Here is a 12,387-nt window from a genome sequence, read left to right on the forward strand (position 1 = left end):
GGGCGGGGAGGGTCAGACCTTCGTGCCGGTGAGCACGGCGCGGAGCACGTCGAGGACCGCGATGGGGCGCTCCTGCTCCGGGGTCCGGTCCCACACGCGGCCGAGCTGCTCCCCGAACGTCGTGAGGAGGTCGGGGCGTGCGGGCCCGAGCTCGTCGACCTTGTCGTGGACGGCGTCGAAGAGGTCGATCGCGGCGTCGCGCAGGCCGGGGACGAACTGGTCGAGCCCGCGTCCCGCGATCTCGAGGTCGGGCTCCACGTGTCCTCCATCGTCGACCGGCGACGGTCTGCCCGCCCGCTCCGTGAACGATATCGGCGCGGTGGCTCCACCGGCTCCGTCTCGTGCGTCACTCCGCCGCCGCAGCCCGTCCCCGGAGTGATCACGGGGCCGGTGGACGGCCCGTGTCGGCGTAGCGTCGAGAAGATGGCCAAGAAGCACAAGGACGAGACCGTCGCCGCGGCGAAGCACCCCACGAACGCCGGGACGCCGCCGCCCACCACCCCGGCGGCCCCGGTGGGTGCGGCGGTGGAGATCTCCCGCCCGGTCGACGTGCCGAACGCGCACCCGGCCTCGTCGGGATGGGTGGAGCCGGTGGGGGAGACCCTCGCGGTGACGGTGCGGACGGTGCGCGACCTGCTGCCCTCGCGGCTGCCGGTGTTCCTGGGGACCACCGCGCTGCTGGTGACCGGCCTGATCGACCCGCCGGTCGCCCTGGGCCTGGGTCTCGCCTTCGAGGCGGTCCGCCGCTGGGAGCCCGCGACTCCCCGCTGACGGGTCAGCAGCAGCCGTCCTCCCGGGCGAGGACCCCGTCGGTCCCGTAGACCGCCGAGTCCTCCTTGACGGTGTAGACCTCCCAGGGCTCGGCGCCGGGGCCGTGCACCCAGACCTTGTCCTGGCGGGCGTAGCAGCAGGTGGTGTCGTCCTCCACCTGCGTGAACAGGCCGAGCTCGTCCAGGCGGGCGGTGGCGGCGTCGACCTCGCCGGTGGTCGCCACCTCGACCCCGAGGTGGTCCATCACGGTGGGCCGGCCGGGCTCGCCCTCGAGCAGCACCAGCTTCAGCGGCGGGTCGGCCACGGCGAAGTTGGCGTAGCCGGGCCGGCGCTTGGCCGGCTCGACGCCGAGCAACGACGTGTAGAAGCGCACCGACCCCTCGAGGTCGGACACCCGCAGGGCCAGCTGCACTCGCGACATCACGCACTCCCCGGTTCGACGACGGTCGAGGCCCACCGTGCGGCCTGCTTCGACGTGCGTCAAGATAGAACGATGTCGAAGCAGGAGGAGCGGGTCCTCGACCGGCCCGCCGGGGCCGTCGGGTGTTCCCCGCTGGTGCGGGAGCCGCTGTCGGCGGACCGGTCGGCCGAGCTGGCCCGGGTGTTCAAGGCGCTGGGCGACCCCGTGCGGCTCCGGCTGCTCTCCCTGATCGCGTCCCACGCGGGCGGCGAGGCGTGCGTCTGCGACCTCACCGGGGTCTTCGAGCTGTCGGGCCCGACGATCTCCCACCACCTGAAGGTGCTGCGCGAGGCCGGTCTGATCACCGGGGAGCGACGGGGAACCTGGATCTACTACCGGGTGCGGCCGGAGCTGCTCGGGCGGCTGTCCGACGTGCTCGTCCCGGAGATGACGGCGTGAGCGCCTTCGGTACGCGGACCGATCAGGGCGACGCCGGCGTCGTCGCGACGCTGTCGACGCTCGACCGGTTCCTGCCCGTGTGGATCCTCGCCGCGATGGTGGTCGGCCTGCTCGCCGGACGTCTGGTCCCCGGCCTCGGCGAGGCCCTCGGCGCGGTCGCGATCGACGGGGTCTCTCTCCCGATCGCCCTCGGGCTGCTGGTGATGATGTACCCGGTGCTGGCGAAGGTCCGCTACGACCGCCTCGGTACCGTCACCTCCGACAAGCGCCTGCTGGTCTCCTCGTTGATCCTCAATTGGATCCTCGGTCCGGCACTGATGTTCGCGCTGGCGTGGCTGCTGCTGCCGGACCTGCCCGAGTACCGCACCGGCCTGATCGTCGTCGGGCTGGCCCGGTGCATCGCCATGGTCGTCATCTGGAACGACCTGGCCTGCGGCGACCGCGAGGCCGCCGCCGTGCTGGTCGCGCTCAACTCCGTCTTCCAGGTGATCGCCTTCGGCGCCCTGGGCTGGTTCTACCTCGCGGTCCTCCCGGCCTGGCTCGGCCTGCCCGCCGCGGGGCTCGACGTCTCGCCCTGGGCGATCGTCCGCTCCGTGCTGATCTTCCTCGGGATCCCGCTGCTCGCCGGCTACCTGACCCGTCGGATCGGGGAGCGGGCGCGCGGCCGCGACTGGTACGAGACGACCTTCCTGCCGCGGATCGGCCCGTTCGCGCTCTACGGGCTGCTGTTCACGATCGTCGTCCTCTTCGCGCTGCAGGGCGACGCAATCGTCTCCCGGCCCCTCGACGTCGTCCGGATCGCCCTGCCCCTGCTCATCTACTTCGCCGTGATGTGGGCCGGGTCCTACGCCTTCGGTCGCGCGGTCGGGCTGGGCTACGAGCGCACCACCACGCTCGCGTTCACCGCCGCGGGCAACAATTTCGAGCTCGCCATCGCCGTCGCGATCGCCACCTGGGGCGCGACGTCCGGGCAGGCGCTCGCCGGGGTCGTCGGGCCGCTGATCGAGGTCCCCGTGCTGGTGGCGCTGGTCTACGTGTCCCTCGCCCTGCGTCGCCGGCTCTTCCCGGCCGTCCCTCCCGAGGAGGCCCGCCGTGGCTGACCGACGTCCCGAGGTCCTGTTCGTGTGCGTGCACAACGCCGGGCGCTCCCAGATGGCGGCCGCCCTGCTCGCCCACCACGCCGCGGGCCGGGTCGCGGTGCGCTCCGCGGGCTCCGCCCCCGCCGACACGATCAACCCGGCGGTGCGCGAGGTGATGGACGAGCTCGGCATCGACCTGTCCCGGGAGGTCCCGACCCGGCTGACGTCCGACGACGTGGAGGCCGCTGACGTCGTCATCACGATGGGGTGCGGCGACGCGTGCCCGGTCTTCCCGGGCAAGCGCTACCTCGACTGGGAGCTCGACGACCCGGCCGGGAGGAGCGTCGACGAGGTGCGCCCGATCCGCGACGACATCGACCGGAGGGTCCGCGGCCTCCTGGCCGAGCTGACCGCCGGCTCGGACTGACCCACGTCACATTGTCTCGAATCGGTAACGGTGGCGGGCCGGCGGCCGATAGACGACATGGAAGTGACCGCGCCCGACGTCGTCCCCGACGGGAGGCAGACGATGCACGATCCCCTGTCCGACACCCCACCCGCGGCACCGCCCGGGAGCCCCGAGGCTCTCGACGGCGGTTGTCTCTGTTCGGTGCTGCTCAACCGGATGCCCACCGACAGACGCGGGAACGACTTCGTCAATCCGCTCTGCCCGCTCCACGGGCCGGCCGCGAGCCGGCCCCCGCCACCCCCGGCGGTCGAGTCCTCCGAGGGGCGTGACGCGTGACCCCGCCACCTCCCCGACCCGTCCCGGGGCACCGCCAGGACGGGCTGCACCAGCAGTACCGCGACCTGCTCCGGGAGCGGGTCCTCGAGACCGCCTCCACCGCCGCCACCCAGTTCGGCTGGGAACGCGTCCGCATCGCCGACCTGGCCAAGCTCTCCGGGGTCTCGCGCTCGGCGCTGGCCCGGGTCTTCGGCGACAAGGACGGGATCGCGACCGCGCTCGTCGCCCACGAGGCCGACCGCGTCATCGCCCGGGTCGGCCAGGCCCTGCTCGACGCCCCGAACCTGGAGGCCGGGCTGCTGACCGCGCTCCGGATCGCCGTATCCGCGCGGGAGGGGCAGCCCTTCCTCGCGGCGGTCCTCGACGCCGACCACGGCGACACCGCGCTGCTCCCGCTGCTCACCACGGGCAGCGCCCCGATCATCGCCCGGGCACGGCTGATGCTGACGACCGCGCTCCGGTCGCGCCGCCCGCGGCTCCCGACGGCCGTGCTCGACGATGCCGCCGACGTCGTCGTGCGGGCCACGCTCAGCCACCTCACCGCGCCCGACCACGACCCCGAGGCGGCCGTCGCCCGGCTCCACCGGCTGGCCTGCCGGCTCCTCGACGTGGCCGTCACCCCCGCCTGAGCCGGACCGCCCGTCCCAGGAGCCCGACGAGGAGCACACCCAGCCCGGCGAGCAGGCTGACCGGGGGGAGCGTGGCGGCGAGCACGACGCACCCCACCAGCCCGGTCACGGCGATCGCGGTGGACCGTCGCCCGGCCTCGCGCAGGGTGAGCGCCGAGGCGTTCGCGATCGCGTAGTAGACGAGCACCGCGAAGCTGGAGAACCCGATCACCGCGCGGACGTCGGTCGTCGTCACCAGCACCAGGACGACGACGCCCACGACGATCTCCGCGCGGTGCGGCACGCGGGAGCGGGGGTGGATCGCGGCGAGGACGTGGGGGAGCTCGCGATCGCGCGCCATGGCCAGCGTGGTGCGCGCGACCCCGGCCAGCAGGGAGAGCAGCACCCCGGCCGCGGCCACGGCGCCGCCGACGCGCACGACCACTGCCAACGGCCCACCGGCGGCCGTGGCCAGCGGGGTCGGCGACGCGGCGAGGGCGGCGGGCCCCACGGCGGCCAGCGCGGTCGCCCCGACCACGGCGTAGACGACCACGACGATGCCCAGGGCCAGCGGGATCGCCCGCGGGATCGTCCGGGCGGGGTCGCGCACCTCCTCGCCCAGCGTGGCGATACGGGCGTAGCCGGCGAAGGCGAAGAACAGCAGCCCGGCGGCCTGCAGCACCCCGAGCGGGCCCTGCGGGAACCAGTCGACGAGCCGGTCGGCGCCGGCGTCCGGGGTGGTGACGGCGCCCGCGACCACCGCGGCCAGGGCGAGGAACACGAGGACCACCAGCACCCGGGTCACCCCCGCGGTCTTCGACACCCCGAGCAGGTTGACCACCACGAGCACCACCACCGCGGCCGCGGCGACCGTCCGGGCGTGCTCGGGCCAGGCGTAGGCGCCGAGGGTCAGGGCCATCGCCGCGCAGGAGGCGGTCTTCCCGACGACGAACCCCCAGCCCGCCAGGAAACCCCACGGGTCACCGAGGCGGCGCCGCCCGTAGACGTAGGTGCCGCCCGACTCGGGGTACACCGCGGCGAGGCGGGCCGAGGAGGTGGCGTTGGCGTAGGCCACGACCGCGGCGAGCGCCAGCGCGATCAGCAGGCCCGACCCCGCCACGGCCGCGGCGGGGCCGAAGGCGGCGAACACCCCGGCCCCGAGCATGGAGCCGAGACCGATCACCACGGCGTCCCCGAGCCCGAGCCGACGTTCCAGGGAGGGCGGGTCGTCGGGAGCGGGGCCGGACGAGGCGGTCACGGGGCTGCGGTGCCCGGCGGGTGGCCCGCGTACTCCTCGGTGCGACGGGGTCGTCCCTATCCTCGGCGCCATGATCGGTACGCCCCGGGCCCTGCTCGCCGTCGCGGCCCTGCCCGTCGCCGCCCTCGGGGTGCACGTCCGCCGCAACCTGGGGGCGCGGCGCGCCGAGCTCCGGCGGGCCGCGGCGGGGTCGGTGAACGCGCCCGACGGGACCTTCGCCAACCGTGAGCCGGGGCTGCCGCGCCCCGACGTGACGCTGCGCCAGGTGGCGACCATGGTGCTCCGCCGTCGCGCGCTGGGCCGGCCGCCGGGGGAGATCCCGCTCCGGCGCGACACCCCGGGGCGCGCGGCCCTCGCGGCGACGTGGTTCGGCCACGCGAGCACCCTGCTCGAGGTGGACGGCCGCCGCGTGCTCGTCGACCCGGTCTGGTCGCGGCGCACCTCGCCCGTCCCGGGCTTCGGACCCGAGCGCCTGCACGAGTTCGCGGTGGCGGTCGACGAGCTCGGCGAGATCGACGTCGTCCTGCTCAGCCACGACCACTACGACCACCTCGACCGCGCCACCGTCACCCGGCTCGCCCGGCGCACCGGTGCCGTGTTCGTCGCGCCGCTCGGGGTCGGCGCCCACCTGCGGGCCTGGGGCGTCGCCGCCGCCCGCATCGTCGAGGCCGACTGGGACGACGCCGTCGGGGTCGTCGGCCTGACGTTCACCTGCCTCGAGGCCCGGCACTTCTCGGGCCGCGGCCTCCGCCGCAACACCACGCAGTGGGCGGCGTGGAAGGTGGCCGGGCCCGGCCACACCGTCTACGTCGCCGGCGACACGGGCCCGACGACCGCCCACGCCCGGGCCGGCGCGGCGCACGGCCCGTTCGACCTCACCCTCATGCCCGTCGGGGCCTACGCGGACATCTGGCCCGACGTCCACACCACGCCCGAGCAGGCCGTCGCGGGCCACGTCGACCTCGGCGGCCGGGTGATGCTGCCGGTGCACTGGGCGACCTACGCGCTCGGCTTCCACCCGTGGGACGAGCCGGGGGAGCGCACGCTCCGGGCGGCCGCCGAGCACGACGTGGTGCTGGCGCTCCCGCGGCCCGGCGAGCGCCTCGACCTCACGCGTCCCGACGACCGCGGTGCGCCCTGGTGGCGGGACGTGCGCACGCGCGGCCGTTCGTGGCGACGACGGTTCGCCCGCTTGGCCCCTCGGGATCCTTCCGTGTCGTGCCGATCCAGAGCGTGACGGCAGACGAGGGGAAACCACTCCTCCCGGTCATGAGGAGGTCGGACCATCTTCGGCGACATCACGAGCCCCAGCGGACGGCACCACGCCCCGACGGCCCCGCGCCCCTCCCGACGACGCTGGTGGATGGCGCTGACGCTGTCGAGCGTGGCCGTCGCCGCCGCGGGGACGTTCGCGGTGCCGGCGCTGGCCGATGCCGTCTCGACCGAGAACAACTCCGTGGCCCGGGCGGCCCACGCCGAGGCGGCGGTCCCGGGCACCCCGTGCTCGGTGTCGGTGCGGGCCTGCGTCGACCTCGAGACCCAGCGTGCCTGGCTGGCCCGGGACGGGGAGGTCGTCCGCGGCCCGATGACGATCGCCACCGGCGGCGAGGGGTACGCGACGCCGGTCGGGCACTCGTTGCGCGTCTACCGCAAGGACAAGGACCACGTCAGCGGCGAGTCGAGGACGCCCGACGGCCGTCCCGCCCCGATGCCGTACTCGGTCTTCTTCAACGACGGCGGCATCGCCTTCCACGCCGGCGACCCGGCCCGGTCCTCGGCCGGCTGCGTCCGGATGGAGGACGACGACGCGAAGGCGACGTTCGCCGAGCTCCAGATCGGCGACAAGGTCCAGGTCGTCAACGGCTCCGTGGAGCGTGCCCATCGCTGAGCCGGTCGCGGCGGGGTCTAGGCGACGGCGGGGGTCGGGTCCGTGGAGATCGTGCGGCGGGCGGCGACGAGCGTGACGGCGGCCAGCAGGGCGAACGCGGGCACGGCGGCGACGCCGAGGACCGCGAGGACGGCGGGCTGGTCGGCGAGGTAGGCCGCGCCGCGCAGCCCGAGGTTGACGACGTGCAGCGCGACGCCCGCGAGCGTGGAGAGGGTGTAGACGCGCAGCAGCGCGGCGTGGTCGCGCCAGTCGGTGGGCCCGCCGACGAGCCGGTTGAACAGCACCCCGGTGACCGGGCGGCGCACGATCACCGAGGCGAGGAACACCACGCCGAGCGCGGCCGGGATCAGGGTGGGGAGCAGGAAGAAGGCCCGGGCCTCGCCGGAGAACGCGGCGACGCCGGCGCACACGCCCGCGACGGCGAGGCCGATCACGGCACTGCGCAGGGACTCGCGGCGGACGAGCCGCACACCGAACGCCACGACCGCGGCCACGGCGAGGGCCACGAACGCGACGCCGAGCCCGCCGAGGGCGTCGGCGACGACGAACGCGACGGCGGGGACGGCGGCGAGGAGGATGCCCGCCACACCACCGGACCGCGCGAGGCTCCCGCGCAGCGCGGCGGAGAGCGTCGTCGGGTGGTCGTCCTCGGGGCGGTCGGCCGGGGCGGAGTCGTTCGTCATGAGGTGGTCCTCCGATGCGGGGGGCGTGTGGCGTCGACCCTCGCCCGGTCCGGTCGGGACAACCACGGCCCACCGATCCCCGGCTGCGCGCACGACGAGCCCGTCGGCTCAGCCGGTGAACACGGTCTGCACCCCGGCGTGGCGCTTCCCGTCGGCGAGGGCGATCAGGTGCTCGGGGGCCTCGTCGAGGGGGACCCGGTCGGTGATCACGTTCTCGACGAGCGCGCCGCCGCGGGCGGCGAGCAGGTCGAGCGTCGCGGCCGACAGTCGGTCGCGGTCCCACGTGCCGCGCAGCGAGCGCGGCACCCGCCCGATCTGCGCGCACCGCACCCCGAGCCCGTTGTGGTGGAACTCCTCGCCCAGGCGGACGTCGTCGGCGCCGCCCGCGTAGAAGGCCAGGTCGATCACCGTGGCCTGGGGGCGCAGGAGGCGCAGCGCGGTCGCGAGGGCGGCCGACCGTCCCCGGCACTGGAAGACGACGTCGGCCCCGTGGTCGCCGGGGCCGTGGCGCCAGGTGCGCTTGAGGTCGGCGACGGTGTGCGGGTCGTCGGGGTCGCGGGCGGCGAGCCCGAGCTTCTCGGCGACCTCGCGGCGGTCGGGGGTCGGGTCGAGCACGGTCACCGACTCCGCACCCAGCTCGGCGGCGAACAGGCCCGTGAGCAGCCCGACCACACCGGCGCCGACCACGGCCACCGTGCGGCCGCGCACCCCGCCGTCGAGCTCGTCGGAGCCCTCCTCGGCGGCGGCGTGCAGCACCCCGTTGGCGCAGATCGGCCCCATGTGGGCGGCGTAGATCCCGAGCACCGGGTCGAGGTCGGCGGGGAGGACCACCACCCGCTCGGACGCCGGGTCGGCGCGGTGCGCGGTGCGGTGCCCGTAGGTCATCGCGACGAGGTCGCCCACGGCGCGTCCCGACGAGGGTCCCGCGGCCACCACCTCGCCGACCTGCATGTAGCCGACCTTGCGCACGGGATAGCCCTGGCCCGGCCGGGTGTCGTCGAACAGACCCAGGTCGGCGTCCCAGGCGCTGGTGAGCATCGCGTTGGTGCCCTTGACCCAGCTCAGGTCGGTGCCGGCGGAGAGCCCGGAGAAGCGGGTCTGCACGTCGAAGCCGCCGTCGGGCAGGGGACCGGGCGCTTCGTCGGGAACGAGGCGCACGCTGCCGGGACCGTCGACGACGAGGACGCGGGCGGCCTCAGACATCGAGCGTCACCGGGGCGCCGGAGGCGACCGACTCGGCGATCGCGCACGCGAGGCGGTGGGTGCGCAGGGCCTCGGCGTAGTCGACGACCGTCCCCGCCCCGGACGGGGCGCGGCCCGCCAGGTGGTCGACGAAGGCGCGGTCGGCCGCGGTGCGGGCCTCGGCGGGGTCGACCTCCACCGTCCGGGTGCCGTCGCCGTCGCGGACGGTCAGCGCGTCCTCGGTGAGGGTCAGGGCGAGGTCGTCGGCATAGAGCTCCAGGCCGGCGCGGTGCTTCCACGCGAGCCGGCAGGTGGCGGCGAGCGTCCCGACGCCCCCGTCCGCGAAGCGGAGGGTGCCGGCGGTGGCCGAGTCGACGTCGCCGCCGGGAGGCGGCGCGGAGTCGGCGACGGCGTGCACCGCGGTGACCTCGCCGGCCAGCAGCCGCGCGAGGTCGAGGACGTGCACCGCCTGCTCGACGACCTGCCCGCCCGACGACCCGCGCCGGGCCCACCACGGCACCGGCGGCACCTTGTCCAGCCACGTCGCGGTGACCAGGTGGACGGTGCGGCCCTCGAGCAGCTCGCGGGCACGGGCGACGGCGGCCGACGAGCGCCAGTGGTGGCCCACCGACGTCGGCACCCCGGCGGTGGCGATCGCGGCGCCGACCTTCTCCGCGGTCGCGACGTCGAGCCCGAGCGGCTTCTCGACGAACATCGCCGCGCCGACGGCCGCGATCCGCTCCTCCACCTCGCCGTGCGCGAACGGCGGAACGCAGACCCAGATCGCGTCGACCCCCCGGGCCAGCAGCTCGTCGAGGTCGGGGGCGGGCGTGGTGCCGACGGTCGTGGCCAGGTCCTCGGCCCGTGCGGTGTCGGGGTCGGTGACCCCGACGAGCGTCACGTCCGGCATCGCGGCCAGGGCCCCGGCGTGCCGCTGCGCCACGCCGCCCGCGCCGACGACGCCCACTCGAATCTGCTCATTGTTCACAAAGTGGCGGCTACCCGATCGGTCGAAGTGGGCACCACCAGGCATGCACTCTCAGGTACGTGGCTGGCTGGCTCATCGCACGAGCCGAGTGGACCAGTGGCCGGTCGCCCGTATGGTCGAGCAGAAGGGTGAGCAGCGGGTAAGCGTGGTCCTGCCGGCGCGGGACGAGGCCGCGACGATCGGGCAGATCGTCACCACGGTCCGCGAGGCCCTCGTCGAGCGGGCCGGTCTGGTCGACGAGATCCTCGTCGTCGACTCGCGGTCCGGGGACGACACCGCCCGGATCGCGGAGTCCGCCGGCGCCACCGTCGTGCACCAGGACCAGGTCCTCGCCGACATGCCGCCCGCCCACGGCAAGGGCGAGGCGCTGTGGAAGGGCCTCGCGGCGAGCACCGGGGACCTCGTCGTGGCGATCGACGCCGACCTGCACGACGTCCAGCCCGGGTTCGTCAGCGGCCTCCTCGGCCCGCTGCTCGACAACCCCGGCATCGCGTTCGTCAAGGGCTTCTACCACCGGCCCCTGATCGGGGACGGGGTCGTCGACGTCGACGGCGGGGGCCGGGTGAGCGAGCTCGTCGCCCGCCCGCTGCTCAACCTGGCCTGGCCGCAGCTGGCGGGGTTCGTCCAGCCGTTGGCCGGCGAGTTCGCCGCGCGTCGCGAGCTCCTCGAGGCGATCCCCTTCGCCACCGGCTACGGGGTGGAGCTGGGCATGCTCGTCGACGTCCTCGACCGGGTCGGGCTCGACGCGATGGCCCAGGTCGACCTGGGCGTCCGCGTGCACCGCCACCACGACCTGCAGGCCCTCGGGCGGATGTCGGCGCAGATCCAGCTCGCGGCCTCGGCGCGGCTCGCGCGCCAGGGCGTGCTCGTGCGGTCCCCGGAGACGTCGACGCTGGTGCAGTTCCGTCGCCCGTCGGTCCCGGGGGTCGGGGGGCTCGACCGCGAGATCGTGGAGACCGACATCGCCGTCAAGGACCGCCCCCCGCTGCGCGAGGTCCTCGACCGGCGCCGCCCGGTGGCGGGATGACCGGCCGTCCGACGGTCCTGATCGACGCCGGGCCCTGGCTCCCGGTGCCGCCGGAGGGCTACGGGGGGATCGAGGCCGTGCTCGCGACCCTGATCCCGGAGCTGCGGCGACTCGGGGTCCGCGTGGTGCTCGCGACCGTGGGGACCAGCACCCTCGAGGTCGACGAGCAGATCACGACGTTCCCCGGGCCTCGCTTCGCCGACATCGCCGCGCCGTACAACCGGGTCATGGGCGTGGCCGCCGCCCACGTCGACCGGGTCCTGCAGGAGCTCCGCGGCCGCGACGACGTCGACCTCGTCCACTCCCACCTCGAGGCGTGGGGGCTCGTCGCCTACGCCGACTCCGGCGTGCCCGTCCTGCACACCCTGCACTGGGACCTCGCCAAGCACCCGGAGCTCTACGGCTCGTTCGACGGCGGGGGCCGGGTCCACGTCAACGGAGTGTCCGCCGCGCAGCTCGCGGGCGCCCCGGCCGCGCTCCGGCGCCACGCGCTCGGGCACGTGCACCTCGCGACCCCCCTCGCCGCGCGGACCGGCCCCGACGCCGACCCGGGCGACCACCTCGTCGTCCTCGCCCGGCTCACGCCCGCCAAGGGCCAGGACGTCGCCGCGAGGCTCGCGCACCGCACGGGCCGCCGGGTGGTGCTCGCCGGCCCGGTCGGCCCCTACCGCGACGCCGCCGCCCTCGCCGCCGCCGGCCCGCAGGCCCGGGAGCACCCCGACGTCCGGTGGTTCCTCGACGAGGTCGCCCCGCTGCTCGACGACGACCGCGTCCGCTGGGTCGGGACGCTGCAGGGCGCCGAGCGCGACCACCTCGTCGCCACGGCGTCCGCGCAGCTGTGCCCGCTGCAGTGGGAGGAGCCGGGCGGCACGGGCATCGTCGAGTCCCTCGCCCTGGGGACGCCGGTGGTCGGGTACGCCCGGGGGTGCCTCCCCGAGCTGCTCGACGAGGGCCGGACCGGCCTGTTGGTCGGCCGGGACGACGAGGACGCCCTCGCCGCCCTGCTGGCCGAGGGCGCCGAGCGGACCCTCGACCGCGACGCCTGCCGCACCGAGGCCCGGCGCCGCTTCACGCCGGAGGTGATGGCGCGGGGCTACCGGGAGCTCTACGACGAGGTCCTGGAGCGCGCCGCGGTCCGCCGCGGCCCCGTCCGCTCGGCGGTGTGACGGGGGACACGGGAGACCGACCGAGAGGAATCGGGCGCGGGGCGCGTCCAACCGACAGTGGACCGGAACGCCCCGGCGGGCCGGTCCATCTCCCCGGCACCGGGCCGGAGGGGACACCGATTCCCGAGGGAGC

General features: G+C 75.5%; 15 protein-coding genes. 9 read left to right on the plus strand and 6 right to left on the minus strand.

Translation table 11 applies throughout. From position 1 onward, the window contains the following. Positions 1-12 precede the first annotated feature (12 nt). Entirely contained in the window at positions 13-258 is a 246-nt protein-coding gene (locus ACFPBZ_RS06665; RefSeq protein ID WP_378035235.1) for a hypothetical protein, read from the minus strand. Between the two features lie 165 nt (positions 259-423). Between ACFPBZ_RS06665 and ACFPBZ_RS06670 the strand changes: the two genes are divergently transcribed. Then, complete coding sequence (locus tag ACFPBZ_RS06670) at positions 424-771, plus strand: hypothetical protein (RefSeq protein WP_378035236.1); 348 nt, start codon at positions 424-426, stop codon at positions 769-771. Positions 772-775: 4 nt separating this feature from the next. On the opposite strand, the gene ACFPBZ_RS06675 is transcribed toward ACFPBZ_RS06670, so the two are convergent. Further along, complete coding sequence (locus ACFPBZ_RS06675; RefSeq protein WP_378035237.1) at positions 776-1,192, minus strand: ArsI/CadI family heavy metal resistance metalloenzyme; 417 nt, start codon at positions 1,190-1,192, stop codon at positions 776-778. Between the two features lie 72 nt (positions 1,193-1,264). Here ACFPBZ_RS06675 and ACFPBZ_RS06680 point away from each other — a divergent pair, with 72 nt between their 5' ends. From ACFPBZ_RS06680 to ACFPBZ_RS06695, 4 genes are all read left to right on the plus strand, one after another. Further along, entirely contained in the window at positions 1,265-1,630 is a 366-nt protein-coding gene (locus ACFPBZ_RS06680) for an ArsR/SmtB family transcription factor (RefSeq protein ID WP_378035238.1), read from the plus strand. Then, entirely contained in the window at positions 1,627-2,730 is a 1,104-nt protein-coding gene (arsB, locus tag ACFPBZ_RS06685; protein ID WP_378035239.1) for an ACR3 family arsenite efflux transporter, read from the plus strand. The genes ACFPBZ_RS06680 and arsB overlap by 4 nt, the downstream gene beginning before the upstream one ends. Next, a complete protein-coding gene (locus ACFPBZ_RS06690) occupies positions 2,723-3,136 on the plus strand; it encodes an arsenate reductase ArsC (protein ID WP_378035240.1) in 414 nt (137 codons plus the stop codon). Before arsB ends, ACFPBZ_RS06690 begins: the two co-directional genes overlap by 8 nt. A gap of 314 nt (positions 3,137-3,450) precedes the next feature. Beyond that, the gene (locus ACFPBZ_RS06695) at positions 3,451-4,083 is read left to right on the plus strand and encodes a TetR/AcrR family transcriptional regulator (RefSeq protein ID WP_378035241.1); all 633 of its coding nucleotides are present in this window, start codon (positions 3,451-3,453) and stop codon (positions 4,081-4,083) included. Here ACFPBZ_RS06695 and ACFPBZ_RS06700 read toward each other — a convergent pair. Beyond that, on the minus strand, positions 4,070-5,320 hold the full coding sequence (locus ACFPBZ_RS06700; protein WP_378035242.1) for an APC family permease: 1,251 nt from the start codon (positions 5,318-5,320) through the stop codon (positions 4,070-4,072). The genes ACFPBZ_RS06695 and ACFPBZ_RS06700 overlap by 14 nt on opposite strands. Positions 5,321-5,390: 70 nt before the next feature. Between ACFPBZ_RS06700 and ACFPBZ_RS06705 the strand changes: the two genes are divergently transcribed. Continuing rightward, the gene (locus ACFPBZ_RS06705) at positions 5,391-6,557 is read left to right on the plus strand and encodes an MBL fold metallo-hydrolase (protein WP_378035243.1); all 1,167 of its coding nucleotides are present in this window, start codon (positions 5,391-5,393) and stop codon (positions 6,555-6,557) included. Positions 6,558-6,683: 126 nt separating this feature from the next. Next, entirely contained in the window at positions 6,684-7,208 is a 525-nt protein-coding gene (locus tag ACFPBZ_RS06710) for a L,D-transpeptidase (RefSeq protein ID WP_378035244.1), read from the plus strand. A gap of 17 nt (positions 7,209-7,225) precedes the next feature. On the opposite strand, the gene ACFPBZ_RS06715 is transcribed toward ACFPBZ_RS06710, so the two are convergent. The 3 genes from ACFPBZ_RS06715 to ACFPBZ_RS06725 all read right to left on the minus strand — a co-directional run bounded on the left by ACFPBZ_RS06715 (position 7,226) and on the right by ACFPBZ_RS06725 (position 10,040). Then, positions 7,226-7,891, minus strand: coding sequence for a DUF3159 domain-containing protein (locus ACFPBZ_RS06715; protein WP_378035245.1), 666 nt, complete (start codon positions 7,889-7,891; stop codon positions 7,226-7,228). 108 nt (positions 7,892-7,999) lie between these two features. After that, positions 8,000-9,094, minus strand: coding sequence for a zinc-dependent alcohol dehydrogenase (locus ACFPBZ_RS06720; RefSeq protein WP_378035246.1), 1,095 nt, complete (start codon positions 9,092-9,094; stop codon positions 8,000-8,002). Continuing rightward, positions 9,087-10,040 carry a Gfo/Idh/MocA family protein gene (locus ACFPBZ_RS06725; protein ID WP_378035247.1) on the minus strand — a complete coding sequence of 318 codons (954 nt, stop codon included), beginning with the start codon at positions 10,038-10,040 and terminating at the stop codon, positions 9,087-9,089. Before ACFPBZ_RS06725 ends, ACFPBZ_RS06720 begins: the two co-directional genes overlap by 8 nt. A gap of 64 nt (positions 10,041-10,104) precedes the next feature. Here ACFPBZ_RS06725 and ACFPBZ_RS06730 point away from each other — a divergent pair, with 64 nt between their 5' ends. Next, positions 10,105-11,088, plus strand: a complete 984-nt coding sequence (locus ACFPBZ_RS06730; protein WP_378035248.1) for a glucosyl-3-phosphoglycerate synthase — start codon at positions 10,105-10,107, stop codon at positions 11,086-11,088. Then, positions 11,085-12,254: a glycosyltransferase gene (locus ACFPBZ_RS06735; RefSeq protein ID WP_378035249.1), complete on the plus strand. Its 1,170-nt coding sequence runs from the start codon at positions 11,085-11,087 to the stop codon at positions 12,252-12,254. The genes ACFPBZ_RS06730 and ACFPBZ_RS06735 overlap by 4 nt, the downstream gene beginning before the upstream one ends. The last annotated feature ends 133 nt before the right edge of the window (positions 12,255-12,387 follow it).

It is taken from the genome of Actinomycetospora atypica (assembly GCF_042653685.1).
Lineage (GTDB): Bacteria > Actinomycetota > Actinomycetes > Mycobacteriales > Pseudonocardiaceae > Actinomycetospora > Actinomycetospora atypica.

Bases quoted from the DNA above. Each gene is read 5' to 3' on its own strand.
- ACFPBZ_RS06680 (WP_378035238.1), top strand. From the start codon at position 1,265: ATGTCGAAGCAGGAGGAGCGGGTCCTCGACCGGCCCGCCGGGGCCGTC.
- ACFPBZ_RS06715 (WP_378035245.1), bottom strand. From the start codon at position 7,891: ATGACGAACGACTCCGCCCCGGCCGACCGCCCCGAGGACGACCACCCG.
- ACFPBZ_RS06720 (WP_378035246.1), bottom strand. From the start codon at position 9,094: ATGTCTGAGGCCGCCCGCGTCCTCGTCGTCGACGGTCCCGGCAGCGTG.
- ACFPBZ_RS06705 (WP_378035243.1), top strand. From the start codon at position 5,391: ATGATCGGTACGCCCCGGGCCCTGCTCGCCGTCGCGGCCCTGCCCGTC.
- ACFPBZ_RS06735 (WP_378035249.1), top strand. From the start codon at position 11,085: ATGACCGGCCGTCCGACGGTCCTGATCGACGCCGGGCCCTGGCTCCCG.
- ACFPBZ_RS06730 (WP_378035248.1), top strand. From the start codon at position 10,105: ATGCACTCTCAGGTACGTGGCTGGCTGGCTCATCGCACGAGCCGAGTG.
- ACFPBZ_RS06675 (WP_378035237.1), bottom strand. From the start codon at position 1,192: ATGTCGCGAGTGCAGCTGGCCCTGCGGGTGTCCGACCTCGAGGGGTCG.
- ACFPBZ_RS06670 (WP_378035236.1), top strand. From the start codon at position 424: ATGGCCAAGAAGCACAAGGACGAGACCGTCGCCGCGGCGAAGCACCCC.
- ACFPBZ_RS06710 (WP_378035244.1), top strand. From the start codon at position 6,684: ATGGCGCTGACGCTGTCGAGCGTGGCCGTCGCCGCCGCGGGGACGTTC.